Source organism: Mesorhizobium sp. P2_E10 (genome assembly GCF_056404235.1).
On the sequence record NZ_JBFUEK010000006.1, the window covers coordinates 71,114 to 97,694 of the forward strand.

Sequence of the window (26,581 nt, forward strand, 5' to 3'; positions counted from 1 at the left end):
GCGACGGTCTGGGCTTCAAGCCCAGACGAGACGTCGTCGTGGAGAATGGTGCGATGAAGATCCTGGTGTTGGGCGGCGGCGTGATCGGGGTCACCACCGCCTATTTTCTCGCCGAGGCCGGCCACGAAGTGACGGTCATCGACCGCCAGAAAGGCCCGGCGCTGGAAACCAGCTTTGCCAATGCCGGCGAGGTGTCGCCCGGCTACGCCTCGCCCTGGGCGGGACCCGGCATCCCGCTGAAAGCGATCAAATGGCTGCTGATGAAGCATGGTCCGCTGGTGGTGCGGCCGGCCTTCGATCCGCATATGTGGGTCTGGCTGCTCAAGATGCTGCGCAACTGCACGGCGGAACGCTACGCGGTGAACAAGGCGCGCATGGTGCCGCTGGCCGAATACAGCCGCGACACGCTGAAGGCGCTGCGCGAGACGACCGGCATTGCCTATGACGCGCGGGCCGAGGGAACGCTGCAGCTTTTCCGCACGCAAGAGCAGCTCGACGGCACGGCCGGCGACATCGAGGTGCTGAAGACGTATAGCGTTCCCTACGAGGTGCTCGATCCCGATGGCTGCATCGCGGCGGAGCCGGCACTGGCCGGCGTGCGCGAAAAGTTCGTCGGCGGGCTCAGGCTGCCGGGCGACGAAACCGGCGATTGCAAGATGTTCACCGACCGTCTGGCGGAGCTGTGCGTGGCGCGCGGCGTCACCTTTGAATACGGCACGACGATCAGACGTGTCGTCAAGAACCGCAACCGCATCACCAACATCGCCACCGACAAGGGCTGGCGGGTGGCCGACGCCTATGTGATGGCGATGGGCAGCTATTCGGCGAAATTCATGCGCCAGCTGAAACGTCCGATCCCGGTCTATCCGGTCAAAGGTTATTCGATCACCGTGCCGATCAAGGATGCGGCCGCCGCGCCCGAATCCACGATCATGGACGAAACCTACAAGGTGGCGATCACGAGGCTTGGCGACCGCATCCGCGTCGGCGGCACGGCAGAAATTTCAGGCTTCGATCTCAGGCTGCACGAATCGCGGCGCCGCACGCTCGAGCACTCGGTCGGCGACCTGTTTCCGGAGGGCGGCGACCTCAAGGCGGCGACGTTCTGGTGCGGGCTGAGGCCGATGACGCCGGACGGGCCGCCGCTGATCGGCCGCACCGAATTTTCCAACCTCTATCTCAACACCGGCCACGGCACGCTCGGCTGGACCATGGCCTGCGGCTCGGCCAAGGTTCTGGCCGACATCATCTCCAGCCGGGTGCCGGACATCAATGTGCGCGACCTCGGGCCGGAACGGTACGTCAAGTAGCTAGAACGCTTCCTTCGCCCAGCCTTTGCCGAACAGCAGGCGGTAGGCCCACGGGATCGTCACTTTCGTCGACACCGGGTTGGAATGAGCGACATAGTCGTCGTAGATCGGCTGCATCCTGGCATAGAAGGCGGGATCGAGCACCATCATGCCGTTCTCCGAATCGTGGAAGAAGCTGCGGTTGTTGAGGTTGACGGACGAGATCGCCACCAGTCTTTCGTCGATCATCATGATCTTGGAATGCAGCACGACATCCGGCGCCTTGAATTCGCGGATGTTGATGCGGTCGCCATATTTCTCGACGAACAGCTTGTTGAGCGCTGTCAGGAACTTGCCGCCGATGTCGCCCTTTAGGTCGATGCGGCCGACAATGTCGATCCTGACGCCGCGGGCCAGCGCCCGGTCGAAGGCCAGAGCCAGCTTCGGCGTCAGGTTGAGATAGGGATTGACGATCTCGATACGGCGCTCGGCGGTGTCGATCAGTTCGACGAAATACGCCTCCAGCGCATGCCCGTCTTCGTAAGGCACGGAGATGAAATGCCGCGCCGCGCCCGGCGGACGCTGGCCGCCTGAGCGCACCGGAATGGAGAAGGGCCTGATAATGTTGGTGTCGGCGTCGCGCAGCCACAGCGTCGACAGATGCGCGGCGAGCGTCTCGACCGTGGCCCGGTCCGATATCTCGATGTCGAAGTCGCTCCAGTTCGAATAGTAGTTCAGCGACAGCCCGTCGGTCCGGCCATATTGCTGGAGGTTCGGGTAGCGCGACAGGTCGACAGGCTGGTGGAACAGGAAGCCGTCATGGATGTTGCGGCCGCCGATGATGACGCGGGAGCGGCCGGGATCCTGCGCTAGCGTCGCCAGCATCTTGACGTGGTGGGTCTTGTGGAATTGCGACAGCTGCTCGTCGATCGGCGCGCCGTGGTCTGGCCGCCAGCGGTATTCCTGCAGCTCGACATTGGGGAATTCGGCCGCCAGCCGATGCAGCATGGCGTCGTCCTTGTCGCGCTCCAGCACGTCGGTGACCATGATGCGCACCTTGGTGCCGAGCGCGGCGTGATGGCGGATCAGCCGCTCGATGATGCGGCCGGAAAAGTCCGCCTTGAACTCCAGCGACGACAGATAGATCAGCCTGAGTTTGGGCGCGTGCGAGAAATCGAGCGGCAGTTCGGGATCGCCCTTGTCGAAGGCGCTGTCGGGCAAGGCCGCGCCCATCAGCGCTTCGACCTTGGCGTTGAAGCCCTCGCGCGACTTGCGCAGCAGGCGCGGCTGTCCGATCGGCAGCGAGCAGGTCTGCGACAGCCAGCGGCTGGCGTAGAAAACGCGGTCGAGTTCTTCGAGGCCGGCCGGATCGGGGACCGGACAGCGTTGGTAGCGGCTGTCGAAGGCGGCCAGCGCCGGGTCGGCGATTTCTTCGCGCAGGATGGTCAGCGGCGCGCCGGCCAGCGCAAGGCTGGAGCGGATTTGCAGATCGCAGCGGTTCAGGCCGTCGCTTGGAAACAGGCTGACGGCGACACCGTCCCCGGACAGGTGGAAACGAAATGCCTCGCCCCTGGCGACGGTGCGCGAATGGCCGCCGGCGCGGAGCGCCAGAGCACCATCACACGTGCCGCCGATGTCGACGGGTTGCTGCCCCGCCTGGCGCAGCAAGATTTCGACCGAGCGCGCCTGCAGGCCGGAGAAGCTGAAAGTCTTGGCCTGAGAAGGCCGGGCAGCGGCGTCGATATAGAGCGTCTGCCGCGACACCCGCCAGCGACCGTCGAAACGGCCGTCGCTGGCCTTGCCGCTCGCCGGCGGTACCTGCGCCGTGGCGACCGGCTTTGCCAATTGTTCCAGCGCCCGATAGGTCGCCTGGAAATCGCTGTTGGCGATGGCGTGACGATCATGGCCGAAAGGGCCGGTGCCATTGGTGCGGTCGATGGCGCCGATCTGGTTGTGGGCGAGCAGCGCCAGGAACTGCTTTTCGTAGTCGCTGGTGCCGGCGTCGCCGAAAAACTGGGTGGCCGCGATTTGTGGTCCTGATGCACCCGCCGACAGCGACGGTCTCGTGCAATCATTTCCGTTGGGGAAGAAATCGCAGCCATTGCGAAGCGGTCCGGCGCAGCCGGCAAGCGCGGTAAACGCCAGTCCGAACAGGGCCATGCACGCGGCCCGGTTCAACCCGCTGCCTCGTTCAATTCCTTCAACTGGGCGGGATCACGCGGGGGCATGAAGCCTTGCGGAAAGACCTTGCAGACGGGGAGCGCGAAGGTGGCGATCAAAAGCTCTGCCTTGCTGCGCATCTTTTTTGGCGCCGTCTTGTCATCGCGGATCGCCTTGGCCGAGGCGATGAGGGCGCTGTCGCAATCGCAATGGTTGTGACGGGCGATGTAGCAGGCGTCATGGGTTTGGCAAGCGCTATCGAGACGATCGACCGGTCGAGCCGAGAGGTCGCCGGTGCGGGTGCCGGGGCCGCAGTAATTGCCGAAGACGAAAGGCGAGGGGCGTGCCATAGCCGTGCGGATCGGCTTGGGCAATTCCGCTTCCGGCACCTTCGTCCACGGGTTGGCGCAGGCCGAGACGAAAAGCAGCGGCAGGATGGCAAGAACGGCTCGCATGTCTATCCGCGCCAATTTCCGAAAATGTCCCCACCCAGCGCTTTGGCCACGTGATCGAGAACGCCTGCACCTGATGCCACACTGGCCGATTTTGTGGCAAGGGCAAGGCGGCTTGGTTTGCACTACGGACGGTACGTTCGTCCCCGACGCGCCCCGATCCTATACGAATAGCCCGCGTTCCCGCTCCACCGCCTTGGTGATGAAATTGGCAACGATCTGGACGCGGCGCAACGGCCGGACAGATTCGTGATAGACCAGCCAGTAGGCGCGGCGGATGGGCGCGACGATGTCGACCGGCAGCAACTCCGGCATCGAGCGGGCGACGAAGGTGTGCAGGATACCGATGCCGGCCCCCGATCGCACCGCTTCCGCCTGGCCGAGTGCCGAGGAAATGGCAAAGCTGGTGCGCCAGTCGGCGCTGAACTCGGCCGCATAGTCGAGCGAGGGGCTGACGATGAGGTCCGGCACGTAGCCGATCAGATTGTGCTGGCCAAGCTCGGCGGCTGTTTTGGGCAGACCATGCGCCTCGGCATAGGCGCGGGAGGCGAACAGGCCGAGCGTGTAATCGACCAGCTTCCCCGCCACCAGTCGGCCTTCCGTTGGCCGCTCGACGGTGATGGCGATGTCGGCCTCGCGCCTGGACAGCGAGAAGGAGCGCGGCACCGGCACCAGCTGGATGGTGAGTTCGCGGTGAAGCGCGGTGAGCTGGCCGAGGTGCTTGGCCAAAAAGGCGACGCCAAAACCGTCCGGCGCGCCGATGCGCACCGTGCCGGAGACATCGTCGCCCTCGCCGGCAACGGTGGAGCGCGCGGCGATCATGTCGCCCTCCATGCGCTCGGCGATGTCGAGAAAGCGCTCGCCGGCCGGCGTTAGCTCGCTACCGGTGGTAAGCCGGCGAAAGAGTTTCGTCCTGAGCGCATCTTCGAGCGCGGCGATGCGGCGCGAGACGGTGGCGTGGTTGAGCTCCAGCCGCTTGGCGGCGCCAAGGATCTGGCCGGCACGGGCCACGGCGAGGAAGATGCGGACGTCATCCCAGTTCATGGGAATGGTCCCGGTGAAAACGGTCAAGGCTCAACGTGTGGTTCCAGCAATCGATGCTGCACCCTATCATTTGCGGCAATTAATGCACAGACACCAACCGCTATCTATTTTACGCACAACGGTTGCGTTCTGGCTCGCGTTGCCATCGACCGCGCAAAGGCGTTGAATAATCCCATCACAACAAAGGGAGAGAAATCATGATCGACTACGGTCATTTCATCGGCGGCAAGCATGTCGCCGGCACCAGCGGCCGCAAGCAGGATGTCATGCAGCCGATGGACGGCACTGTGCGCGGCACGGTGGCGCTGGCTTCGCAGGCGGAACTGCGCGCAGCGGTCATCAATGCCAGGGAAGCCCAGCCCAAATGGGCGGCAACCAACCCGCAGCGGCGCGTGCGCGTCTTGATGAAGTTCCTCGAACTGGTCGCCAAGGAATACGACTCGCTGGCCGAGATCCTGGCGCGCGAGCATGGCAAGACCATCGCCGACGCCAAGGGCGACATTCAGCGCGGCCTCGAAGTGGTCGAAGTCTGCATCGGCGCGCCGCATATGATGAAGGGCGAATTCACCGATGGCGCCGGCCCCGGCATCGACGTCTATTCGATGCGTCAGGCGCTCGGCGTCGTCGCCGGCATCACCCCGTTCAATTTCCCGGCCATGATCCCGCTGTGGAAGATCGCGCCGGCCATTGCCTGCGGCAACGCCTTCATCCTGAAGCCTTCCGAGCGTGACCCGGGTGTGCCGATGCGCATCGCCGAACTGTTCATCGAAGCCGGCCTGCCGGCGGGCATCCTCAACGTCGTCAATGGCGACAAGGACGTGGTCGACGCCATCCTCGACGATCCTGATATCAAGGCCATCGGCTTCGTCGGCTCGACGCCGATCGCCCAGTACATCTATTCGCGCGGCACCGCGTCGGGCAAGCGCGTGCAGTGCTTCGGCGGCGCCAAGAACCACATGATCATCATGCCCGACGCCGACATGGACCAGACCGTCGACGCGCTGATCGGCGCCGGATACGGCTCGGCCGGCGAACGCTGCATGGCGATCTCGGTGGCGGTTCCGGTCGGCAACGACACCGCCAACCGGCTGATGGAAAAGCTGATCCCGCGCGTCGAAAGCCTGAAGGTCGGCCCGTCGACGGATTCGTCCGCCGATTTCGGCCCGCTGGTGACGGCGCAAGCGCTGGAGCGGGTCAAGGGTTATGTCGACATCGGTGTCAAGGAAGGCGCCAAGCTGGTCGTCGACGGCCGCGGCTTCTCCATGCAGGGCTATGAAGACGGCTACTATATGGGCGGCTGCCTGTTCGACAACGTGACATCAGACATGCGCATCTACAAGGAAGAGATCTTTGGGCCGGTGCTCTCGGTGGTGCGTGCACCGACCTATGAGAACGCCATCAAGCTCGCCAACGACCACGAAATGGGCAATGGCGTCGCCATCTTCACCCGCGACGGTGACGCGGCGCGCGACTTCGCAAGCCGTGTCCAGGTCGGCATGGTCGGCGTCAACGTGCCGATCCCGGTGCCGATCGCCTATTACACCTTCGGCGGTTGGAAGGGTTCCTCCTTCGGCGACCTCAACCAGCACGGCCCGGACGCCTTCCGCTTCTACACCAAGACCAAGACGGTCACGTCGCGCTGGCCGTCCGGCGTCAAGGATGGTGCGGAGTTCGTCATTCCGACGATGAACTAGCCGGACGATTTCCTGTTTGCGCGTCCTCGCCTTCGGCTGCGGGTGCGCGCGCAGGCATCAAAGATGGTGCAGAGTTTGTCATTCCGACGATGAACTGAGGTCGGATTTTATCGAGCCAAGGGCGCGGCTTTTGCCGCGCCCTTTTTTTGCACGGCATCGTGTTGTTTGGATCGTGTCATGCGGTGACAAAATCCTGTGCGGTGGCGCCGGTGACGGCAAGGCAATGGTGCTTGTTTTCGGATCGGGACCTCACCATATCGAATCCAGGGATGTGATAAACTCCCTGACGACAGACCGGAAACCAGAAGGAGTGACGTGATGAAGACGTCGGACCCGGCCTGGCACGATCCGGTATATTGAGGCTGCCTATATGTGCCTCCCTTTGCCGGAACGTGAAGGCGAAGGAGGTGCCAAATGGCACACAAATTTTCGTTTCGATGGATCAGGATAGCCGCGATCGCCGCCGCGTTGGCGCTGTCGACGCTGCCCGCTCAGGCACAACTCGTCTGCGGCGGCCACAGTGATGTTATCGCCGGACTGGCGCAGGCCTTTCAACAGAGGCAGATCGGCTACGGTGTTGTCGGGCAAGCTGCCGTTGTCGAAATCTATGTCTCGGCAAGTGGGACATGGACCCTGCTGATAACCGACGTAAACGGCCAAAGCTGTATCCTCGCGATCGGTGAGGGATGGGAGAATACCCTCACCGTGACCGCGATGGCGCACGGGAACTGAGCTGCCTGATCAGCGCGTGGCAGCTGCCTCGGCATGGCCGCGCAGCAGCGCCATCAGGCGCTTGGCGTCCTTGGCGGCGGCCTCTTCGTCGCCGGCCAAGATCGAGCGGATCAGCGCGACGTGGTGCTCGGCAGACTCAGCGAGGCCGGTGTCGGCCTTGTAGCGGAACCAGAAGCGGCGGCTGTGGGTCTGCAAGGGTGCGGCCAGCCGGGCAGCGAACGGATTGTCGGCGGCCAGCGCCAGTGCCTCGTCGAGTGCCTTGTCGGCCTGGATGAAGGCAAGCACATTGCCGGAGATGACCGCCTTCTGCATGGCAAGCGCCGCATCGTGAAACAGGTCGGCTGCCTCGCGGGTGACGAAGCGGGCGGCCGAGCGGGCCAGCACCACTTCGATGCCGCGCCTGGCGTCGAGAACGCGCAGCCAGTCGCCGGGATGCAGCGGGGCAATGGCAATACCGGCGCGCGGCCGCACATCCAGCAGGCCTTCCCAGGCCAGCCGCTGGATCGCTTCGCGCACAGGCGTGCGCCCGAGCTTGAGCCGTTCGATCAACGCGCCTTCGGTGACGAAGCTGGCGGGCGCCAGTTCAAGCGTCACGATCATGTGCTCGAGCACGCGGTAGGCTTTCGCCGCCACCGGCTCTGCGCTTTGGCTTTCATCGACCAATGCCAAGGGTCATCTCCTGATATATTTTGGATATATCACAACGGAATCCGCATTGACAGCGGCTTTCGCTTGAAATATATCACTGATATATCAGATGGAGAGATGACCATGTGGACCGGAGTTTTCCCCGCCGTCACGACCAAGTTCACCGCGGACGACCGCCTCGACCATGCCGAGATGGAGCGCTGCTTTGCGCTGCAGATGGAGGCCGGCTGCGACGGCATCATCGTCTGCGGCTCGCTCGGCGAAGGACCGATGCTGTCGCCTGACGAGAAGATCGAAGTGCTGAAGACGGCGCAGAAGATCGCCGGCAAGAAGCCGGTGCTGCTCACCGTCAACGAGGCCGGCACCCGCGAGGCCGCAAGCATCGCACGCCGCGCCGCGAAAGAGGGCGCCAACGGGTTGATGGTGGTGCCGAGCCCGATCTACCACACCAATGAGGAAGAGACGGTCGCAGCACTGCGCGCCGTCGCTCAGGCCGGCGATCTGCCGGTGATGATCTACTCCAACCGGCTTGCCTACCGCGTCGACGTCACCGTCGACCAGATGGAGGAGCTGGCGTCGGACAAGCGTTTTGTCGCCATCAAGGAATCCTCCGACGACATCCGCCGCTCGACCGAGATCATCAACCGCTTCGGCGACCGCTACGATCTGTTCACCGGCGTCGACAATCTGGCGTTCGAGGCGCTGTCGGTCGGCGCCATCGGCTGGGTGGCCGGACTGGTCGTGGCGTTCCCGCGCGAGACGGTCGCCATCTACCAGCTGATGAAGCAGGGCCGCCGCGAGGAGGCACTTTCCATCTACCGCTGGTTCCGGCCGTTGCTCGACCTCGACGTGTCGACCTATCTGGTGCAGAACATCAAGCTCGCCGAAGTTTTTGCGATTCAAACCAACGACCGGGTGCGCATGCCGCGCCAGCCGCTTTCGGGCGAACGCCGCAAGGCGGTCGAGAAGATCGTCAAAGACGCGTTGGCGGTGCGGCCGAATCTGCCGCAGTTTTAAAGGGACCGTCAGAGCAGATATGCAGCGCGGCACATGGCAATGAATGGTCATGCTACACTCGACGTCGCCATCGTTGGTGGCGGCATCATCGGCATCTGCGCCGCTGCCTTTCTGACTGAGGCAGGGCGCAACGTCACGATCTTCGACCGGACGGGCATTTGCGAAGAGACGAGCTCCGGCAATGCCGCTGCCTTTGCCTTTTCCGACGTGCTGCCGCTCGCCCACAAGGGCATGATCAGGCAACTGCCGAAATGGCTTGCCGACCCGCTCGGGCCGCTCAGCATTCCGCCCGCCTATCTGCCAAAACTCCTGCCCTGGCTGTTCCGCTTCTGGCGTGCCGGGCGCAGTGATCGCTATGAGGGCAGCATCGCGGCACAAGTCGCGATGATGCGGCTCGCCGAAGCCGAATGGGCCGGGCTGATGGCGCGCTCCGGTACCGGAGACATGCTGCACGAGGACGGCTCGCTCGAACTCTATGAGAGCGAAGCCGAGTTCAAGGCATCGCTGCCCGGCTGGGCGGCCAAGCAGCGTTTCGGCATCAGCTTTCGCCATGTCGATGGCGAAGAGCTGGCGCGGCTGCAGCCAGGTCTGTCACCGCGCTTCATCAAGGCCACGTTCGTGCCGGGATGGAAGACCGTCGCCGACCCGAAATTGCTCGGCAAAGCCATCTGGGCCTATGCGCAGAGCAAGGGCGCGCGTTTTGAAAAGGTTCGGATCGAACGTATCGATGCGGCTCAGGACGGCGCGACGCTGACGCTGGCCGATGGCACGACGCGGCAGGCAAAACACCTCGTCATCGCCGCCGGCGCCTGGTCGCATCTGCTGGCCAAAAATCTCGGCGACCGCATCCCGCTCGAAACCGAACGCGGTTACAACACGACGCTGCCGAAGACCGCCTTCGACGTGAAGCGGCAGCTGATCTTCTCCGGCCATGGCTTCGTCATCACGCCGCTCGATACCGGCCTGCGCGTCGGCGGCGCGGTCGAGCTCGGCGGCATCGAGCGGCCACCCAACTATGCCCGCTCGAAGGCGCTGCTGGGAAAGGCGAAAGCCTTCCTGCCGGGGCTCGATCCCTCAGGCGGCCGCGAATGGATGGGGTTTCGTCCCTCGCTGCCGGATTCGCTACCGGTCATCGGCGGTGCTCGGAACAGCCCGTCTGTCGTCTATGCCTTCGGCCACGGCCATCTCGGCCTGACAGTCGGCGGCTACCGGCCGCTTGATCCGCGATCTCGTTCTCGGGCAGACTCAGCCGATCGATCTCGCCCCTTTCAGTCCACAGCGGTTTTGAGTTTCCAGGAGACGTCATGGCCAAGCAATCCTTCTTCTGCATCGACGGCCACACTTGCGGCAATCCCGTGCGGCTGGTCGCCGGCGGCGGGCCGCTGCTCCAGGGTTCGACGATGATGGAGCGGCGCGCGCATTTTCTCGCCGAATATGACTGGATCCGCACCGGGCTGATGTTCGAGCCGCGCGGCCATGACGTGATGTCGGGCTCGATCCTCTATCCGCCGACACGCGAGGATTGCGACATCGCCATCCTGTTCATCGAGACGTCGGGCTGCCTGCCGATGTGCGGCCATGGCACCATCGGCACGGTGACGATGGCCATTGAGCATGGGCTGATCAAGCCGAAGACGCCGGGTATGCTGAGGCTCGACACGCCGGCCGGCCTGGTCACCGCCGAATACAAACAGGTCGGCGAGTATGTCGAGGAGGTGCGCATCACCAATGTGCCGTCTTTCCTCTATGCCGAAGGGTTGACGGTCGAATGCCCTGGGCTCGGCGAGATCAGCGTCGATGTCGCCTATGGCGGCAATTTCTACGCCATCGTCGAGCCGCAGAAGAATTATCGTGACATGGCCGACCATTCGGCCGGCGATCTCATCGCCTGGAGCCCGGTGGTGCGGCAGCGGCTCAACGACAAGTACACATTCGAGCATCCGGAGAATCCGGGAATCAACCGACTGTCGCACATGCTTTGGACCGGCAAGCCGACAGTGGCGGGCGCGGATGCGCGCAACGCCGTCTTCTACGGCGACAAGGCGATCGACCGCTCCCCGTGCGGCACCGGCACCTCGGCCCGGATGGCGCAGCTTCATGCCAAGGGCAAGCTTAAGGCGGGCGACGACTTCGTCCACGAATCGATCATCGGCTCGCTGTTCAAGGGCAGGGTCGAGAAAGAGGTCAGCGTTGCCGGCAAGCCGGCGATCATTCCCTCGATCGGCGGCTGGGCGCGAATGACCGGGCTGAACACCATCTTCATCGACGACCGCGATCCGTTCGCGCATGGCTTCGTCGTCAAGTGACGTCGACGTGTCCGGCCTGAGAGCCGCCTGCTTCCTTGTCAGCCGAAACCTCTTGACGAAACCAGTCGGCGAATTTGAACGCTGCCGGTGAGGCTTGCGCCAGCATGGTCAGGAAGTAGCCCTTGTCGCGGTTGGTCGCGATCTCCGACAGGACGATCAGGTCGCCGCGCTTCAGCTCATCGCGAAAAACTTCGACGGGGCAGAGCGCCACGCCGTGGCCGGCGATGACCGCCGTCGCAAGAATGTTGAAGTCGGCGAAAACCGGCCCGTTGCCGACATCGACGCCGGGCAGTCCGCTTTCAGAAAACCATTCGCGCCAGCCATCGCGGGTCTCGTCGTGCAGCAGGTCGGCGCCGGCAATACCGGCCGGCGTGCGCAGATGATCCCTGCCCGCGAGATAATGCGGGCTGCACACCGGCCGGTTGAGGCGGGAAAACAGCTTGAGGCTGGTAACGTCGGGAGAGGGATCGGCGCCGAGTGTGATCAGCACGTCGTTCTGACCGTCGATGAACCTCTCATCGGCCTTGGCATAGGCGACCCGCATGCCGATGCCGGGGTGACGGGCGGCAAAGTCGGACAGACGCGGCACGAGCCAGCGGCTGGCGATGGAAGGGATGCAGCCGACGGACAAGGTTTCCTGGCCGGCATTGCGGCGAATGCGGCGGCAAGTGGCGTCGAGTTCGGCAAGCGCGCCACTGGCCGAGGTCTGCAGGATCACCCCGGCTTCGGTCAGCCGCACCTTGCGGGCATCCCGGTGAAACAGTGAGACGCCCAGCCATTCCTCCAGCCGCCGGATCTGGTGGCTGATGGCCGGGTGGGTGACGTGAAGCTCTTCGCCGGCAGCCGAAAAGCTCAAATGGCGGGCCGCCGCCTCGAAAGCGCGCACGGCATTCAACGGGATGTAGTCCATCTGTCAAATTTACTAACATATCAGGTGAGAAGCAATCATTTGAAAGCGCCCCTCAGCTGCGGCATTCCTGCAGGCGGATCCCGGGATCATCGCAAAAACTTGAGATAAAGCAGCGCTATCCCTTAGTCCGTTTTGCGTGTCATGGCCTGTGGCCGTAGCTTTCGAAAGAACGATCATGTTTACAAGACAACTCACTGATGTAGAAAAATCTGACTTCTTCGTCGATTGGGGCAATGGCACCAGCCATCGCCTGCTGACCCAGCAGGACGGCATGGGGTTCACCGTCTGCCATACCGTCGTGCGCGCCGGCAGCGAATCACGGCTCCATTACATCAGGCATTTCGAGGCCTGCTACTGCATCGCCGGCGCGGGTGAGGTCGAGGACATGTCCGGCACTGTCCATCGCATCGAGCCGGGCACGATCTATGTGCTCGACGAACATGACGAGCATTTCCTGCGCGCGGATGCGGCCAATGACATGGTCCTGGTCAGCGTGTTCAACCCGCCATTGAAGGGCACCGAGCGGCACGTTCTCGGCCAGGACGGCGGTTCGGCCTACTGAACCCGGGCGGAGCGATCATTGCTCGATTGGATGGCCGGGTTGAAAGCCATCTCAATCGCCGGCCATGATCCGTTTTAGCGCAGGTTTGTCGCCAGCTAACAGAATCCGGAGCCGCGGGGCGCGAAAGGCGCGAAAACCGGATCGCCTTCAATGACGCAACGATCCTGCTCATCACCTAATTTTGACGGTGGTTTCTTCGAAACGAGGTGCATGATGCGGCCGAATCGTCAAAGACATTGCGTTATGCCAATGATAGGGTCCGCGATAGTCCAGGGGTCGGATAAGAAAAAACGGGCAATCTGATGGCGTGTCGGGAAAACACGCATGACCATCGAAAAATCACGTTGCAATCCGGGCTCGAAACTTTACGACTAGGGGAAATACGAAAAGGAATGCGTCTGCATGGGCGACATTCCAGGGGAGCCACAACAGCATGCAGTACTTCATCCAGCAGCTTATCAACGGGCTGACGCTGGGATCGATCTATGGGCTGATCGCAATCGGCTATACGATGGTCTACGGCATCATCGGCATGATCAATTTCGCCCATGGCGACATCTTCATGGTCGGCGCCTTCACCGCCCTCATCGTCTTCCTCATCCTCGGCGCCCTGTTCACTTCGGTGCCGATTGTGCTCGCGCTGCTGATCATGATGATCGTGGCGATGCTGCTTACCAGCCTCTACAACTGGACGATCGAAAAGGTGGCCTACCGGCCGCTGCGCGGTTCGTTCCGGCTGGCGCCGCTGATCACCGCGATCGGCATGTCGATCGCGCTGTCCAATTTCGTCCAGGTGACGCAAGGGCCGCGTAACAAGCCGGTCCCGCCGATGGTGTCCAAGGTCTTCACGATCGAGGGCGTCAGCGTGTCGCTGAAACAGATCATCATTGTCGTGGTCACCGCGATCCTGCTGGCGCTGTTCTGGTATCTCGTCAACAAGACCTCGCTTGGCCGAGCGCAGCGCGCCTGCGAGCAGGACCGCAAGATGGCGGCGCTGCTCGGCATCGATGTCGACCGTACCATTTCGATCACCTTCATCATGGGCGCCGCCCTTGCCGCCGTCGCCGGCACGCTGTTCCTGATGTATTACGGCGTGGTGGTATTTTCCGATGGATTCACGCCCGGTGTTAAGGCGTTTACCGCGGCGGTGCTCGGCGGCATCGGCTCGCTGCCCGGCGCCGTGCTCGGCGGGCTGCTGATTGGCTTCATCGAGAGCATGTGGTCGGCCTATTTCTCCATCGACTACAAGGACGTCGCCGCCTTCTCCATCCTGGCGATCGTGCTGATCTTCCTGCCGTCCGGCATTCTTGGCCGGCCAGAAGTCGAAAAGGTCTGAAATCATGGCGGTTACCGTTTCTCCGGAAAGCGACGTCGTCGCCAGCCCCGTCCAGCGCGCCTTTCGCGAGGCGCTTTATGCCGGCGCCATCGCGCTTGGCCTGTTCGTGTTGTTCATCGGCCTGAAGACCGACCAGAATATCTCCAACGAGCTGATCCTGGTGCAGCGCTGGGGTCTGCTGGCCATAGTGGTGCTCCTCACCGCCGCTGGACGTTTCCTCTATGTCGGGTTCGCACAACCCGCCCTTGAGCGCGCCAAGGCGCAAAAGGCCCAAGCTCCAGCAGTCGCGGCGCAACCCGGCTTCGTGCGCCGCAACTTCAACAAGATTGGCATAACCGTACTGTTCCTGTATCCGATCGTGATCGTTCTGCTGGTCGGCTTCCAGGGCTCGCTGAAGTGGGTCGACAATTTCGGCATCCAGATTCTGATCTATGTGATGCTGGCCTGGGGGCTGAACATCGTCATCGGTCTGGCCGGCCTGCTCGACCTCGGCTACGTCGCCTTCTATGCCGTCGGCGCCTATGCCTATGCGCTGCTCGGCACGCATTTCGGCCTGTCGTTCTGGATCCTGCTGCCGGCCGCAGGCCTGATGGCAGCGTTCTGGGGCGTGATGCTCGGTTTTCCGGTGCTGCGCCTGCGAGGGGACTATCTGGCGATCGTGACGCTGGCCTTCGGCGAGATCATCCGGCTGGTGATCATCAACTGGCGCGAGGTGACCAACGGCTCCGCCGGCATTTCCGGCATTCCGAAGGTCTCGTTCTTCGGCCTGATGTCGTTCAACGTCTCGGACCCGAACTACATCGCCAAAGTGCTGGGCATTGCCCAGTCGGGCGCCTATTACAAGATCTTCCTCTATTATCTCATCCTGCTGCTCTGTCTGCTCACCGCGTTCGTCACCATCAGGCTGCGCCGCCTGCCGGTCGGCCGCGCCTGGGAAGCGCTGCGCGAGGACGAGATCGCCTGCCGTTCGCTCGGCATCAACACCACCACCACCAAGCTCACCGCTTTCGCCACCGGCGCCATGTTCGGCGGCTTTGCCGGCTCGTTCTTCGCCGCACGGCAAGGCTTCGTCAGCCCGGAATCCTTCGTGTTCCTGGAATCGGCGATCATCCTGGCCATCGTCGTGCTCGGTGGCATGGGCTCGCTCGGAGGCATCGCGGTGGCGGCGCTGGTGATGATCGGCGGCACGGAAATCCTGCGCGAGCTGGACTTCCTCAAGGCCATATTCGGTCCTGACTTCACACCGGAGCTCTACCGCATGCTTTTGTTCGGCATGGCCATGGTCATCGTCATGTTGTGGAAGCCGCGCGGTTTCGTCGGCAGCCGTGAGCCGACAGCCTTCCTCAAGGAGAGAAGAGCGGTCTCGGGGTCCTTCACCAAAGAGGGACACGGCTGATGAGCATGAACTCGATTCAGAAGACCGATCCGTCCATGAAAGACGCCATCCTCCAGGTCGACCATCTGTCGATGAAATTCGGTGGTCTGGTCGCCATCGGCGATCTGTCTTTCCAGGCCAGGCGCGGCGAGATCACCGCACTGATCGGACCGAACGGCGCCGGCAAGACCACCGTGTTCAACTGCATCACCGGTTTCTACAAGCCGTCGGAAGGCATGATCACGCTCAACCTCAGCGGCGGCTCGAGTTTCCTGCTCGAACGGCTGCCGAACCATGAGATCCCGGCGCGCGCCAAGGTGGCGCGCACCTTCCAGAACATCCGCCTGTTCTCGGGCATGACGCTGCTGGAAAATCTTCTCGTCGCCCAGCACAACAAGCTGATGAAGGCGTCGGGTTATACGATGCTGGGCCTGTTCGGCTTCCCGAGCTACCGCAAGGCGTCGGCCGAATCGATCGACCTCGCCAAGCATTGGCTGGAGAAGGCCAATCTCGTCGACCGTGCCGACGATCCGGCCGGTGACCTGCCCTATGGTGCGCAGCGGCGCCTGGAGATCGCACGCGCCATGTGCACCGGTCCCGAGCTTTTGTGCCTCGACGAACCGGCGGCGGGCCTCAATCCGAAGGAATCGGCGGCACTCAACGATCTGTTGATGGACATCAGGAACAGCACCTCGATCCTCTTGATCGAACACGACATGTCGGTGGTCATGCAGATTTCCGACCATGTCGTGGTGCTGGAATACGGACGCAAGATCTCCGACGGCAGTCCGCAATCGGTGCGGACCGATCCGCGCGTCATCGCCGCCTATCTCGGTGTCGATGACGAAGAGGTCGAGACGGTGCTGACCGAGGTCGGTGACGAAGCCGTCATCGAGCAGTTGGACACCGGTCCCGACAAGGCGCACGGGTCCGACATGTCGTCGTCGATGATGGCTGGCTCGGTGACCGACACGATCGGCCACAGTGAGGGCGAACGCGTCACCGTGTCGAAAGGCGCCTCCAAGGCAGAGCAGGTCGATGCAAAGGCCAACTTGCCAAGAAAGTCGTCCGAGCGAGCCACGGCCAAGCCGACCGGGAAGTCCTCGACAACCAAGCCGCGCGGAGGACGCAAATAATGGCCGCCAATACGCTGCTCGATATCAAGGGCGTCCAGACCTTTTACGGCAATATCCGGGCGCTGAACGGTGTCGATGTCGCCGTCAACGAGGGTGAGATCGTCGCGCTGATCGGCGCCAACGGCGCCGGCAAGTCGACGCTGATGATGACCATCTTTGGCGCGCCTCGCGCCCGCGCCGGCACCATCACCTTCGCCGGCACCGACATCACCCAGATGCCGACCCACGAGATTGCGCGCATGCGCATCGCGCAATCGCCGGAAGGGCGCCGCATCTTCCCGCGCATGACGGTGATGGAAAACCTGCAGATGGGCGCCAGCCTCGACAACCTCAAGCATTATGACGAGGACGTCGAGAAGGTGTTCACGCTGTTCCCGCGCCTCAAGGAGCGCATCGCCCAGCGCGGCGGCACGCTGTCGGGCGGCGAGCAGCAGATGCTGTCGATCGGGCGCGCGCTGATGGCGCGGCCGAAGCTGCTTTTGCTCGACGAACCGTCGCTGGGCCTGGCGCCGCTGATCGTCAAGCAGATCTTCGACGCCATCCGCGAACTGAACCGCACGCAAGGGTTGACCGTGTTCCTGGTCGAGCAGAACGCCTTTGGCGCGCTGAAGCTCGCCACCCGCGGCTATGTCATGGTCAACGGCAACGTGACGATGAGCGGCACCGGCAAGGAACTGCTCGCCAATCCGGAAGTGCGCGCCGCCTATCTCGAAGGCGGCCATCACTGAGTTTGGAGCGGAATGTGCATCCGATATTCCGCTCCAAGTTGTTTGTTTGTCGCATGATCTTTGTCCGAAAAGTCTGCAACTTTTCGGGACCATGCTAGGGAGTCATCATCATGCAGGGCATTCTCTACGAGGAACCCTCGATCTGGCAGTTCTTCTTCGTCACCTGCCTGCTTGGCGGCTGGGCGGCATGGATGACCGGCAAGGCCAGTGCCCAAACATGGCGCAGCTTCATCCAGCTGTTCGCCTACATGCTCGGCCTCGGCATCGGCATCAGGTTCATCCATCATGCGCTGTTCGGCGGCACGATGTTTTCGCTGCATTACTACATCGTCGACACCATCGTGCTGCTGATATTGGGCTTCATTGGCTATCAATACACGCGCACCAACCAGATGGTGACGCAGTATAATTGGCTCTACGAACGAGCGTCGCTTTTGAGCTGGAAACCGAAGGGCTGACGTTCATCATTAACGCCGTTCCGGGGATGAATCGGCGTGACAAGTGCCTGAAAATCGGCAAAGTAAACTTTCTGCGAGCAAGAGTGGGCATCGCATGAAAGCATCATCCACGCCCACTCGGTAAATGGGAGCGTTATATGAAAAAGTCACTTTTGTCCGCCGTCGCCCTGACCGCGCTTGTCGCGTTCAGCGGTAACGCGTGGGCTGACATTCTGATCGGCGTCGCCGGTCCGATCACCGGCCCGAACGCAGCGTTCGGTGCCCAGTTGCAGAAGGGCGCCGAGCAGGCGGCCGCCGACATCAACGCGGCCGGTGGCATCAACGGCCAGCAGGTCAAGCTCGAAGTCGGCGACGACGTGTCGGATCCGAAGCAGGGCATCTCGGTTGCCAACAAGTTCGTCGCTGACGGCGTCAAATATGTTGTCGGCCACTTCAACTCGGGCGTCACCATCCCGGCGTCGGAAGTCTATGCCGAGAACGGCATTCTCGTCATCACGCCTTCGGCGACCAACCCGCAGCTGACCGAGCGCGGCCTGTGGAACACGTTCCGCACCTGCGGACGCGACGATCAGCAGGGCAAGGTTGCCGGCGACTATCTCGCCGCGCACTTCAAGGATGGCAAGATCGCGGTCATCCATGACAAGACGCCTTATGGCCAGGGCCTCGCCGACGAAACCAAGAAGGCGCTCAATGGCAACGGCCTGACCGAAGTCTTGTATGAAGGCATCAATGTCGGCGACAAGGACTTCTCGGCCCTCATCGCCAAGATGAAGGACGCCGGTGTCAATGTCGTCTACTACGGCGGCCTGCATACCGAGTTCGGCCTTATCGAGCGCCAGGCGGCTGACCAGGGCCTCAAGGTCCAGTTCATGTCGGGCGACGGCATCGTGTCGAACGAACTGGCTTCGATCGCCGGCGACGCCGTCGATGGCACGCTGATGACGTTCGCTCCCGATCCGCGCAAGAACCCGAACGCCAAGGAACTCGTCGAGAAGTTCCGCGCCGCCGGTTTCGAGCCTGAGGCCTATACGCTCTACTCCTACGCCGCCCTGCAGATCGTCGCCGCCGCCGCCGCCAAGGTCGGCTCGTCGGACGATGCGCAGAAGGTTGCCGCAGAGATCAAGGCGAGTGGCCCCTGGAAGACCGCTATCGGCGACATCGGCTATGACGCCAAGGGCGACATCACCCGCCCCGACTACGTCATCTATAATTGGAAGAAGGGTGACGACGGCAAGTACACCTACTTCGAGCAATAAGCCGACAAACATCTGAAATCGGAAAATGCCCGGCGCGCTGCGCCGGGCATTTTTCATGTCTGGTACGACCCCCTGCAAAACCCGAAATCGAGCCTCGATGCGGCGGGCGAAGGGCATCCGCCCGGATCGCAAATCGGAGGCTGCCGACGCGTCCAGGCAAATGCATGCCGCTTTCACGCGAAGAATCGATTTAAATCGGTTTAATCGCCTCCTGATTTTGTTTGCACTGCAGCATTTTCGCGTTAATCATTGCCTTTAGCCCCCATCCCCTCGTGTCTGGAGCCCAGTCCTTGGCAATCACGAAGATCCTTGTCGCCAATCGGTCCGAAATCGCCATCCGCGTCTTTCGCGCGGCCAACGAACTCGGCCTCAAAACCGTGGCGATCTGGGCAGAGGAAGACAAATATTCGCTGCACCGCTTCAAGGCCGACGAAAGCTACCAGGTCGGGCGCGGACCGCATCTGACCCGCGACATGGGGCCGATCGAAAGCTACCTGTCGATCGAGGAAGTGATCCGCGTCGCCAGGCTTTCGGGCGCCGATGCGATCCATCCAGGCTACGGCCTGTTGTCCGAAAGCCCCGAATTCGCCGACGCCTGCGCCGAGGCCGGTATCACCTTCATCGGGCCGAAGCCGGACACGATGCGCCGGCTCGGCAACAAGGTTGCGGCGCGCAACCTCGCCATCGAGGTCGGCGTACCGGTCATCCCCGCCACCGATCCGTTGCCGGATGACATGGAGGCGGTCAAGAAACTGGCCAAGGAGATCGGCTACCCGGTGATGCTGAAGGCATCGTGGGGTGGCGGCGGCCGCGGCATGCGCGCCATTCGCGCCGAAGCCGACCTTGCCCGCGAGGTCACGGAAGGCAAGCGCGAGGCGAAAGCCGCCTTCGGCAAGGACGAGGTCTATCTCGAAAAGCTGATCGAGCGCGCCCGCCATGTCGAGGTGCAGGTGCTGGGCGACCGCCAAGGCAACGCCGTGCATCTGTTCGAGCGCGACTGTTCGATCCAGCGCCGCAACCAGAAGGTGGTCGAGCGGGCGCCGGCGCCGTATCTCGAGATGGCGCAGCGCGAGGAGCTGTGCAGCTACGCGCTGAAGATCGCGCGCGAAACAGCCTATATCGGCGCTGGCACGGTCGAGTTCCTGCAGGATGCCGACACCGGCAAATTCTACTTCATCGAGGTCAACCCGCGCATCCAGGTCGAGCACACCGTCACCGAGCAGGTGACCGGCATCGACATCGTCAAGGCGCAGATCCACATCCTGGATGGTTTTGCTATCGGCACGCCGGAATCGGGCGTGCCGGCGCAGAAGGACATCAGGCTGAACGGCCATGCCCTGCAGTGCCGCATCACCACGGAAGACCCCGAGCACAATTTCATCCCCGACTATGGCCGCATCACCGCCTATCGCGGCGCCACCGGTTTCGGCATCCGCCTCGATGGCGGCACCGCCTATTCGGGCGCGGTCATCACCCGCTTCTACGATCCGCTGCTGGAAAAGGTGACGGCATGGGCGCCGACGCCGGCCGAGACCATCGCCCGCATGAACCGCGCGCTACGCGAGTTCCGCATCCGCGGCGTGGCGACCAATCTCACCTTCCTCGAGGCGATCATCAATCACCCGAGTTTTGCCGACAATTCCTACACGACCAAGTTTATCGACACGACGCCGGAGCTGTTCCAGCAGGTCAAGCGGCAGGACCGCGCCACCAAGCTGCTCAACTATCTGGCCGATGTCTCGGTCAACGGCCATCCCGAGACACGCGGCCGGCCCAAGCCGAAGGCCGATGCGGCGGCCCCTGTGGTGCCCTATCTCAACGGCAATGTGCCTGGCGGCAGCAAGCAGAAGCTCGACGCGCTCGGGCCGGAGAAATTCGCCGGCTGGATGCGCGCGCAAAAAGAGGTGCTGGTCACCGACACGACGATGCGCGACGGGCATCAGTCGCTGCTGGCAACGCGCATGCGCACGCATGACATCGCCGGCATTGCCGGCACCTATGCGCGGGCCTTGCCGCAGCTTTTGTCACTCGAATGCTGGGGCGGCGCCACTTTTGACGTCGCCATGCGCTTCCTCACCGAAGACCCGTGGGAGCGGCTGTCGCTGGTGCGCGAAGCCGCGCCCAATCTGTTGCTGCAGATGCTCCTGCGCGGCGCCAATGGCGTCGGCTACACCAACTATCCCGACAATGTCGTGCAGCATTTCGTCAAGCAGGCAGCTGCCGGCGGCATCGACCTGTTCCGCGTCTTCGACTGCCTGAACTGGGTCGAAAACATGCGTGTCGCCATGGATGCGGTCGGCGCCGAGGGCAAGTTGTGTGAGGCGGCGATCTGCTACACCGGCGACATCCTCGATCCGGCGCGGGCCAAATACGATCTCAAATATTATGTCGGGCTGGCCAGGGAATTGCAGGCGGCCGGTGCTCACATCATCGCCGTCAAGGATATGGCCGGACTATTGAAGCCGGCTGCGGCCCGCGTGCTGTTCAAGGCGCTGCGCGAGGCGAGCGACCTGCCGATCCATTTCCACACCCACGATACGTCGGGCCTGTCGGCGGCGACGGTGCTGGCGGCGGTGGAGAGCGGCGTCGACGCCATCGACGCGGCGATGGATTCGCTGTCGGGCAACACCTCGCAACCATGCCTGGGCTCGATCGTCGAGGCGCTGAAGGGCACCGAGCGCGATCCCGGCCTCGATCCGCTATGGATCCGGAAAATCTCGTTCTACTGGGAGGCGGTGCGCAACCAGTACGCTGCCTTCGAAAGCGACCTCAAGGGTCCGGCCTCGGAAGTCTATCTGCACGAAATGCCGGGCGGGCAGTTCACCAATCTGAAGGAGCAGGCGCGCTCGCTCGGGCTGGAGACGCGCTGGCACGAGGTGGCGCAGACCTATCACGACGTCAACCTGATGTTCGGCGACATCGTCAAGGTGACGCCGTCGTCCAAGGTCGTCGGCGACATGGCGCTGATGATGGTGAGCCAGGACCTGACCGTCGCCGATGTCGAGAACCCCAGCAAGGACATCGCCTTCCCGGACTCGGTTGTGTCGATGCTGCGCGGCGATCTCGGCCAGTCGCCCGGCGGCTGGCCGGAGGCGCTGCAGAAGAAGGTGTTGAAGGGCGACAAGCCGATCACGGTCAGGCCGGGCTCGCTGCTGAAAGCCGCCGATCTCAAGGCGAGCCGCAAGGAGATCGAGGAGAAGCTCGAGCGCAAGCTGTCAGAATTCGAATTCGCCTCGTGGCTGATGTATCCAAAAGTGTTTGCCGACTTCGCCGGCGCGCAGGAGACCTACGGGCCGGTCAGCGTGCTGCCGACGCCGACCTATTTTTACGGCATGAAGTCGGAAGACGAGATCTTTGTCGACATCGAGAAGGGCAAGACGCTGGTGGTGCGCTGCCTGGCCATCGGCGATGTCGACGAGAAGGGCATGGTCACCGTGTTCTTCGAGCTCAACGGCCAGCCGCGCCGCATCAAGGTGCCGGACCGGGCGCATGGCGCTTCCGCCGCCAAGGCGCGGCGCAAGGCCGAGCCCGGCAATGAAGCGCATGTCGGCGCGCCGATGCCGGGCGTCGTCTCGGCGCTCTCGGTTGCCGCCGGCCAGGCGGTCAAGGCCGGTGACGTGCTGCTGTCGATCGAAGCCATGAAGATGGAGACGGCACTGCATGCCGAGCGCGACGGCACGATCGCCGAGGTGCTGGTCAAGGCCGGCGACCAGATCGATGCGAAGGATCTGTTGATCGCGTTCAATTGACGCGCCGATCGATCGCTCTGGGGACGGCTGGCAGCAGCCGTTCACGAAGCGCCGATAATGTCTTGACCCGCCGCGCCCGCTCGGGCATCGAACCCGCTCCATTTCGCCGCGCCAGAATCGCGGCGCTTAAAAAGAAGCGGAGAAGAAAAATGGCCGACGACATCACCGATACCAGCCAGACTGTTGCCGCCGGCCAGTTGCGCGCCTTCATCGAGCGCATCGAGCGGCTCGAGGAAGAGAAGAAGACCATTTCCGATGACATCAAGGAAGTGTTCGCCGAGGCCAAGGGCACCGGCTTCGACACCAAGGCGATGCGGTCGATCATCCGGCTGCGCAAGAAGGACCAGGCCGAGCGGCAGGAAGAGGAAACCATCCTAGATCTCTACAAGGCCGCGCTCGGCATGGTGTAAGAGACTGTCTGGAAATTCTACTCCGGCGGCCATCTGATGGCGTTTTCTGTGCTTACCTAGGCTCACGGACCCAAATGTCTGCTGCGCTCCGGTTCTCGAAACCACCACCATATGACTCGCCGGAGCGAATTTCGAAAACAGTCTCAGGCCGAGCATGATGCTGGAGCGGGCCATGAGCGAATTCGATTTCGGCGCCCGCCGCGCCTCTGAATTTCGCCAACGCAGCTTCTGGACGCTGTTCGCGGAACGGCATCCGGAAGAACGGCCTCTAATGGCGCGGCGCGGGCCATGGTTCTGGCAGCGCGGGTTGCCCGATTTCGCCCTGGTGCTTTCCATGTATGTCGCTCCGGCGCAGAACCATGTCGGCGTCTTCTTCGGCCGCAACGAGAAGTTCGGCGCTACAGAATCCTGGTCGCGACTGAAGCCGTTCCAGGCGGCGATCGAAGACAGGCTGAAGCTCAGGCCGGAACAGAGTTGCGAGGGCCTCGGCATCAATTCGATGTGGCGGGTCAACTGCTTTGCCGAGGACAATTGGCCGGCGATGGCCGACTGGCTGGTGACGGAATGCTCACGCATCGAGCGTGCCGTCACCGATGTGCTGGGCCAGAGGTAGATCGCTGATGTCTGCCGCGGGATCCTTCTTTAGCTCGCGCTGGCAAGGTACCGTGCCGCTCGATCGGGTGTTCTGGCGCGACCTGGCCTTTATCGGCACCGCGATCAACATCGCCTCGACGGTGGCGGCACTCATCCTGCTCGGGCTGAAGCTGCCGCTGGCATTGGTTCTGGCAGTGCATTTTTCGCCGGTGCCCTACAACATCTTCCTGACCCTTGCCGTCTGGCGAGCCGCTGAGAAGGCCGGTGGCGCCAAGGCCTCGGCGATGATGCTCGGATCGGCGCTATGGCTGATCCTGACGGCTGTCGTCTAAATTAAAGCAATCGCTGAACGAAAAAGGGCGGCCGGAGCCGCCCTTCGCAAGATGACCGAATTGCGACTTAAGCCGCCGGCTCGAATTTCAACGCGACGCCGTTGATGCAATAGCGCAGGCCGGTCGGCGGCGGACCGTCGTCGAAGACGTGGCCGAGATGACTGCCGCAGCGGGCACAGTGGCACTCGGTGCGGACCATGCCGTAGCTGCGGTCGACCGTGTTCTCGACCGAACCCGGGACCGGATCGTTGAAGCTCGGCCAGCCGGTGCCGCTCTCGAACTTCAGCTTGGATTCGAACAAGGGCTGGTCGCAGCCGACACAGGAAAAGGTGCCGGCGCGCTTTTCGTAGAGCAGGGCGCAGCTTCCCGGCCGCTCGGTGCCATGGTTGCGCATCACCGCATATTGCTCCGGCGTCAGCCGGGCGCGCCATTCGGCGTCGGTGCGGGTGACGGGATAGGTGTGGGTGTCCATTTGATCTCCTCAGCCTTGCCGGCTCGTTGTTGATTGCAAGCTCGTATTCGCACCAACATAGGCATTTGTTACGCGTCTGCCCAGATTCAGGCGAGGCCGGCCTGCAAATGGCTGATACCTGCGCTTCCGGTGCTCACGTACTGCAAGTACGCTCCGGTTCTCGCACGCCGTCATTTTCGACTCGGCCTGACCTGAATCTTGGCCGCCCAGCCGCAAGTCAATGTTTCCTTGAAAGCTGCTTCGTCGCGCCCTCCAGACCGGCGAGCGTCAGCGGAAACATGCGGCCGCCGAAGATGTCGCGGATCATCGCGATCGAATGGGTAAAGCCCCAATTCTTCTGGTTTTCCGGATTGAGCCATACCGCGTTTGGCCAGTGCTGCAGCAGGCGGCCGAGCCAGACCACGCCGGCCTCCGGGTTCCAGTGCTCGACTGAGCCGCCGGGATGCGCGATCTCATAGGGGCTCATCGAGGCATCGCCGACGACGATCACCTTATAGTCCGGGCCGTATTTGTGGAGCAGGTCGAAGGTGGGGATGGTCTCCGCGTGGCGGCGGCGATTGTCCTTCCACACGCCCTCGTAGAGGCAATTGTGGAAGTAAAAATATTCGAGCTGGCGGAACTCGGCGCGGGCGGCCGAAAACAATTCCTCGACGGTTTTGATGTGATCGTCCATCGAGCCGCCGACATCGAAGAACATCAACAGCTTCACCGCATTGCGCCGTTCGGGCCGCGTCTGCACGTCGAGATAGCCGTGCTCGGCGGTGGCATGGATGGTGCCGGGCAGGTCGAATTCTTCCTCAGCGCCTTCGCGCACCCAGCGGCGTAAGCGCTTCAGCGCGATCTTGATGTTGCGGGTGCCGAGCTCGACGGCATCGTCGAAGTTTTTGAACTCGCGCTTGTCCCAGACCTTGACCGCGCGGCGATTGCGGCTTTCATGCTGGCCGATGCGCACCCCTTCGGGGTTGTAGCCATAGGCGCCGAAGGGCGAGGTGCCGCCGGTGCCGATCCATTTGGAGCCGCCCTGGTGGCGGCCTTTTTGTTCCTCGAGCCGCTGCTTCAAGATCTCCATCAGCTTTTCGAAACCGCCCAGCGCCTCGACCAGTTTTTTCTCTTCCTCGGTCAGGTGCTTTTCGGCGAGACGGCGCAGCCATTCCTCGGGAATATTGGCGACGTCTACCGCATCCGGCCCATCCAGCGCTTCAATGCCCTTGAAGACATGCGCAAAGACCTGGTCGAAACGGTCGATATGGCGCTCGTCCTTCACCAGGGCAGTGCGGGCCAGGTAGTAAAAACCCTCGACGTCATAGTCGACCAGTCCCGCTTCCAGCCCTTCCAGCAGCGACAGATATTCCCGGAGCGAAACGGGAACCCGCGCGGCCTTCAGTTCGAGGAAGAAGGGGATGAACATGGTCTTGTCTACATCAAATCATATTCGATAAAGCCGGTCCGCCGTGCGACATGATCGTAGAGCTTGCGCGCGGTGGTGTTGGTCTCGTGGGTCATCCAGTAGACGTTCTTGACGCCGATCTTTGCCGCTTCCTGCTTCACCGCTTCGATGAGAGCGGCGCCGATGCCTTTGCCGCGCACATCGGGGTCGGCGAACAGGTCCTGCAGATAGCAGTTGTTTTTCTCGGACCAGCCGGAGCGGTGGTAGAGATAGTGGGTGAGACCCACGGCCTTGCCGTCGAGCGTGGCGATGAAGCCCTTTGGCTCGAACTCACCTTCCGTGAACAGCCGCTTCCAGGTGATGGCGTAGACCTCTTGCGGCAGCACCGTCTCGTAGAAAGTCAAGTAGGCGGTCCACAGCCGCTGCCAGTCGGCATGATCGGACTGCGCCAGTGGGCGGACGGTGATCTCGGTCATTTCATTTTCCTCCGAAGCTTCATGCCCGAGGCTGCCTTGATGCCAGGCTGCCCGCAAC

At 62.7% G+C, this 26,581-nt stretch carries 24 protein-coding genes and 1 pseudogene; 17 read left to right on the top strand and 8 right to left on the bottom strand.

Annotated elements, in window-relative coordinates; all coding sequences use genetic code 11:
- Positions 1 to 53: 53 nt before the first annotated feature.
- Complete coding sequence (locus AC1D0N_RS17505; protein WP_477246016.1) at positions 54 to 1,310, top strand: D-amino acid dehydrogenase; 1,257 nt, start codon at positions 54 to 56, stop codon at positions 1,308 to 1,310.
- Here AC1D0N_RS17505 and AC1D0N_RS17510 read toward each other — a convergent pair whose 3' ends face one another.
- From AC1D0N_RS17510 to AC1D0N_RS17520, 3 genes are all read right to left on the bottom strand, one after another.
- Entirely contained in the window at positions 1,311 to 3,449 is a 2,139-nt protein-coding gene (locus AC1D0N_RS17510) for a phospholipase D-like domain-containing protein (RefSeq protein ID WP_477246018.1), read from the bottom strand. It abuts the gene before it with no gap.
- 14 nt (positions 3,450 to 3,463) lie between these two features.
- Entirely contained in the window at positions 3,464 to 3,904 is a 441-nt protein-coding gene (locus tag AC1D0N_RS17515; RefSeq protein ID WP_477246020.1) for a hypothetical protein, read from the bottom strand.
- Positions 3,905 to 4,063: 159 nt separating this feature from the next.
- Entirely contained in the window at positions 4,064 to 4,945 is an 882-nt protein-coding gene (locus AC1D0N_RS17520) for a LysR family transcriptional regulator (protein WP_477246022.1), read from the bottom strand.
- A 197-nt stretch (positions 4,946 to 5,142) separates the two neighbouring features.
- Here AC1D0N_RS17520 and AC1D0N_RS17525 point away from each other — a divergent pair, with 197 nt between their 5' ends.
- Positions 5,143 to 6,639 carry a CoA-acylating methylmalonate-semialdehyde dehydrogenase gene (locus tag AC1D0N_RS17525; RefSeq protein WP_477246024.1) on the top strand — a complete coding sequence of 499 codons (1,497 nt, stop codon included), beginning with the start codon at positions 5,143 to 5,145 and terminating at the stop codon, positions 6,637 to 6,639.
- Positions 6,640 to 7,053: 414 nt separating this feature from the next.
- Positions 7,054 to 7,371, top strand: coding sequence for a hypothetical protein (locus AC1D0N_RS17530; protein WP_477246026.1), 318 nt, complete (start codon positions 7,054 to 7,056; stop codon positions 7,369 to 7,371).
- 9 nt (positions 7,372 to 7,380) lie between these two features.
- On the opposite strand, the gene AC1D0N_RS17535 is transcribed toward AC1D0N_RS17530, so the two are convergent.
- The gene (locus tag AC1D0N_RS17535; protein ID WP_477246612.1) at positions 7,381 to 8,034 is read right to left on the bottom strand and encodes a GntR family transcriptional regulator; all 654 of its coding nucleotides are present in this window, start codon (positions 8,032 to 8,034) and stop codon (positions 7,381 to 7,383) included.
- 108 nt (positions 8,035 to 8,142) lie between these two features.
- Between AC1D0N_RS17535 and AC1D0N_RS17540 the strand changes: the two genes are divergently transcribed.
- The 3 genes and pseudogenes from AC1D0N_RS17540 to AC1D0N_RS17550 all read left to right on the top strand — a co-directional run bounded on the left by AC1D0N_RS17540 (position 8,143) and on the right by AC1D0N_RS17550 (position 11,342).
- Complete coding sequence (locus AC1D0N_RS17540) at positions 8,143 to 9,036, top strand: dihydrodipicolinate synthase family protein (protein WP_477246027.1); 894 nt, start codon at positions 8,143 to 8,145, stop codon at positions 9,034 to 9,036.
- A gap of 39 nt (positions 9,037 to 9,075) precedes the next feature.
- Positions 9,076 to 10,324: pseudogene (locus AC1D0N_RS17545) on the top strand (NAD(P)/FAD-dependent oxidoreductase).
- Between the two features lie 16 nt (positions 10,325 to 10,340).
- A complete protein-coding gene (locus tag AC1D0N_RS17550) occupies positions 10,341 to 11,342 on the top strand; it encodes a 4-hydroxyproline epimerase (protein ID WP_477246029.1) in 1,002 nt (333 codons plus the stop codon).
- Here AC1D0N_RS17550 and AC1D0N_RS17555 read toward each other — a convergent pair.
- The gene (locus AC1D0N_RS17555) at positions 11,335 to 12,252 is read right to left on the bottom strand and encodes a LysR substrate-binding domain-containing protein (RefSeq protein ID WP_477246030.1); all 918 of its coding nucleotides are present in this window, start codon (positions 12,250 to 12,252) and stop codon (positions 11,335 to 11,337) included. The two genes, AC1D0N_RS17550 and AC1D0N_RS17555, sit on opposite strands and share 8 nt — an antisense overlap.
- A gap of 175 nt (positions 12,253 to 12,427) precedes the next feature.
- Here AC1D0N_RS17555 and AC1D0N_RS17560 point away from each other — a divergent pair, with 175 nt between their 5' ends.
- From AC1D0N_RS17560 to AC1D0N_RS17610, 11 genes are all read left to right on the top strand, one after another.
- Positions 12,428 to 12,814, top strand: coding sequence for an ectoine synthase (locus AC1D0N_RS17560; protein ID WP_477246032.1), 387 nt, complete (start codon positions 12,428 to 12,430; stop codon positions 12,812 to 12,814).
- Positions 12,815 to 13,247: 433 nt separating this feature from the next.
- Positions 13,248 to 14,150, top strand: coding sequence for a branched-chain amino acid ABC transporter permease (locus tag AC1D0N_RS17565; protein ID WP_477246033.1), 903 nt, complete (start codon positions 13,248 to 13,250; stop codon positions 14,148 to 14,150).
- Positions 14,151 to 14,154: 4 nt separating this feature from the next.
- Positions 14,155 to 15,546, top strand: a complete 1,392-nt coding sequence (gene livM, locus AC1D0N_RS17570) for a high-affinity branched-chain amino acid ABC transporter permease LivM (RefSeq protein WP_477246035.1) — start codon at positions 14,155 to 14,157, stop codon at positions 15,544 to 15,546.
- A complete protein-coding gene (locus AC1D0N_RS17575; protein WP_477246037.1) occupies positions 15,546 to 16,661 on the top strand; it encodes an ABC transporter ATP-binding protein in 1,116 nt (371 codons plus the stop codon). Before livM ends, AC1D0N_RS17575 begins: the two co-directional genes overlap by 1 nt.
- Complete coding sequence (locus AC1D0N_RS17580) at positions 16,661 to 17,389, top strand: ABC transporter ATP-binding protein (protein WP_477246039.1); 729 nt, start codon at positions 16,661 to 16,663, stop codon at positions 17,387 to 17,389. Before AC1D0N_RS17575 ends, AC1D0N_RS17580 begins: the two co-directional genes overlap by 1 nt.
- A gap of 110 nt (positions 17,390 to 17,499) precedes the next feature.
- Complete coding sequence (locus AC1D0N_RS17585; protein WP_477246041.1) at positions 17,500 to 17,847, top strand: DUF6867 family protein; 348 nt, start codon at positions 17,500 to 17,502, stop codon at positions 17,845 to 17,847.
- A 137-nt stretch (positions 17,848 to 17,984) separates the two neighbouring features.
- Entirely contained in the window at positions 17,985 to 19,103 is a 1,119-nt protein-coding gene (locus AC1D0N_RS17590; protein ID WP_477246042.1) for a branched-chain amino acid ABC transporter substrate-binding protein, read from the top strand.
- A gap of 290 nt (positions 19,104 to 19,393) precedes the next feature.
- Complete coding sequence (pyc, locus tag AC1D0N_RS17595) at positions 19,394 to 22,852, top strand: pyruvate carboxylase (protein ID WP_477246044.1); 3,459 nt, start codon at positions 19,394 to 19,396, stop codon at positions 22,850 to 22,852.
- Between the two features lie 149 nt (positions 22,853 to 23,001).
- Entirely contained in the window at positions 23,002 to 23,262 is a 261-nt protein-coding gene (locus AC1D0N_RS17600; protein WP_477246046.1) for a DUF2312 domain-containing protein, read from the top strand.
- A 172-nt stretch (positions 23,263 to 23,434) separates the two neighbouring features.
- Entirely contained in the window at positions 23,435 to 23,875 is a 441-nt protein-coding gene (locus AC1D0N_RS17605; protein ID WP_477246048.1) for a hypothetical protein, read from the top strand.
- A 7-nt stretch (positions 23,876 to 23,882) separates the two neighbouring features.
- Positions 23,883 to 24,188 carry a hypothetical protein gene (locus AC1D0N_RS17610; protein ID WP_477246050.1) on the top strand — a complete coding sequence of 102 codons (306 nt, stop codon included), beginning with the start codon at positions 23,883 to 23,885 and terminating at the stop codon, positions 24,186 to 24,188.
- Between the two features lie 67 nt (positions 24,189 to 24,255).
- Here the strand turns inward: AC1D0N_RS17610 and msrB are convergent, their stop codons facing one another.
- The 3 genes from msrB to AC1D0N_RS17625 all read right to left on the bottom strand — a co-directional run bounded on the left by msrB (position 24,256) and on the right by AC1D0N_RS17625 (position 26,523).
- Entirely contained in the window at positions 24,256 to 24,660 is a 405-nt protein-coding gene (gene msrB / locus AC1D0N_RS17615; RefSeq protein ID WP_477246052.1) for a peptide-methionine (R)-S-oxide reductase MsrB, read from the bottom strand.
- Between the two features lie 217 nt (positions 24,661 to 24,877).
- Positions 24,878 to 26,068, bottom strand: a complete 1,191-nt coding sequence (locus AC1D0N_RS17620) for a vWA domain-containing protein (protein ID WP_477246053.1) — start codon at positions 26,066 to 26,068, stop codon at positions 24,878 to 24,880.
- An 8-nt stretch (positions 26,069 to 26,076) separates the two neighbouring features.
- Positions 26,077 to 26,523 carry an N-acetyltransferase family protein gene (locus AC1D0N_RS17625; protein ID WP_477246055.1) on the bottom strand — a complete coding sequence of 149 codons (447 nt, stop codon included), beginning with the start codon at positions 26,521 to 26,523 and terminating at the stop codon, positions 26,077 to 26,079.
- Between the last annotated feature and the right edge of the window lie 58 nt (positions 26,524 to 26,581).

Excerpts from the sequence above, each read along its gene's own strand:
- AC1D0N_RS17505 (WP_477246016.1), top strand. The coding sequence starts at position 54 with ATGAAGATCCTGGTGTTGGGCGGCGGCGTGATCGGGGTCACCACCGCC.
- AC1D0N_RS17510 (WP_477246018.1), bottom strand. The coding sequence starts at position 3,449 with ATGGCCCTGTTCGGACTGGCGTTTACCGCGCTTGCCGGCTGCGCCGGA.
- AC1D0N_RS17515 (WP_477246020.1), bottom strand. The coding sequence starts at position 3,904 with ATGCGAGCCGTTCTTGCCATCCTGCCGCTGCTTTTCGTCTCGGCCTGC.
- AC1D0N_RS17520 (WP_477246022.1), bottom strand. The coding sequence starts at position 4,945 with ATGAACTGGGATGACGTCCGCATCTTCCTCGCCGTGGCCCGTGCCGGC.
- AC1D0N_RS17525 (WP_477246024.1), top strand. The coding sequence starts at position 5,143 with ATGATCGACTACGGTCATTTCATCGGCGGCAAGCATGTCGCCGGCACC.
- AC1D0N_RS17530 (WP_477246026.1), top strand. The coding sequence starts at position 7,054 with ATGGCACACAAATTTTCGTTTCGATGGATCAGGATAGCCGCGATCGCC.
- AC1D0N_RS17540 (WP_477246027.1), top strand. The coding sequence starts at position 8,143 with ATGTGGACCGGAGTTTTCCCCGCCGTCACGACCAAGTTCACCGCGGAC.
- AC1D0N_RS17550 (WP_477246029.1), top strand. The coding sequence starts at position 10,341 with ATGGCCAAGCAATCCTTCTTCTGCATCGACGGCCACACTTGCGGCAAT.
- AC1D0N_RS17555 (WP_477246030.1), bottom strand. The coding sequence starts at position 12,252 with ATGGACTACATCCCGTTGAATGCCGTGCGCGCTTTCGAGGCGGCGGCC.
- AC1D0N_RS17560 (WP_477246032.1), top strand. The coding sequence starts at position 12,428 with ATGTTTACAAGACAACTCACTGATGTAGAAAAATCTGACTTCTTCGTC.
- AC1D0N_RS17565 (WP_477246033.1), top strand. The coding sequence starts at position 13,248 with ATGCAGTACTTCATCCAGCAGCTTATCAACGGGCTGACGCTGGGATCG.
- livM (WP_477246035.1), top strand. The coding sequence starts at position 14,155 with ATGGCGGTTACCGTTTCTCCGGAAAGCGACGTCGTCGCCAGCCCCGTC.
- AC1D0N_RS17575 (WP_477246037.1), top strand. The coding sequence starts at position 15,546 with ATGAGCATGAACTCGATTCAGAAGACCGATCCGTCCATGAAAGACGCC.
- AC1D0N_RS17580 (WP_477246039.1), top strand. The coding sequence starts at position 16,661 with ATGGCCGCCAATACGCTGCTCGATATCAAGGGCGTCCAGACCTTTTAC.
- AC1D0N_RS17585 (WP_477246041.1), top strand. The coding sequence starts at position 17,500 with ATGCAGGGCATTCTCTACGAGGAACCCTCGATCTGGCAGTTCTTCTTC.
- AC1D0N_RS17590 (WP_477246042.1), top strand. The coding sequence starts at position 17,985 with ATGAAAAAGTCACTTTTGTCCGCCGTCGCCCTGACCGCGCTTGTCGCG.
- AC1D0N_RS17600 (WP_477246046.1), top strand. The coding sequence starts at position 23,002 with ATGGCCGACGACATCACCGATACCAGCCAGACTGTTGCCGCCGGCCAG.
- AC1D0N_RS17605 (WP_477246048.1), top strand. The coding sequence starts at position 23,435 with ATGAGCGAATTCGATTTCGGCGCCCGCCGCGCCTCTGAATTTCGCCAA.
- AC1D0N_RS17610 (WP_477246050.1), top strand. The coding sequence starts at position 23,883 with ATGTCTGCCGCGGGATCCTTCTTTAGCTCGCGCTGGCAAGGTACCGTG.
- msrB (WP_477246052.1), bottom strand. The coding sequence starts at position 24,660 with ATGGACACCCACACCTATCCCGTCACCCGCACCGACGCCGAATGGCGC.
- AC1D0N_RS17620 (WP_477246053.1), bottom strand. The coding sequence starts at position 26,068 with ATGTTCATCCCCTTCTTCCTCGAACTGAAGGCCGCGCGGGTTCCCGTT.
- AC1D0N_RS17625 (WP_477246055.1), bottom strand. The coding sequence starts at position 26,523 with ATGACCGAGATCACCGTCCGCCCACTGGCGCAGTCCGATCATGCCGAC.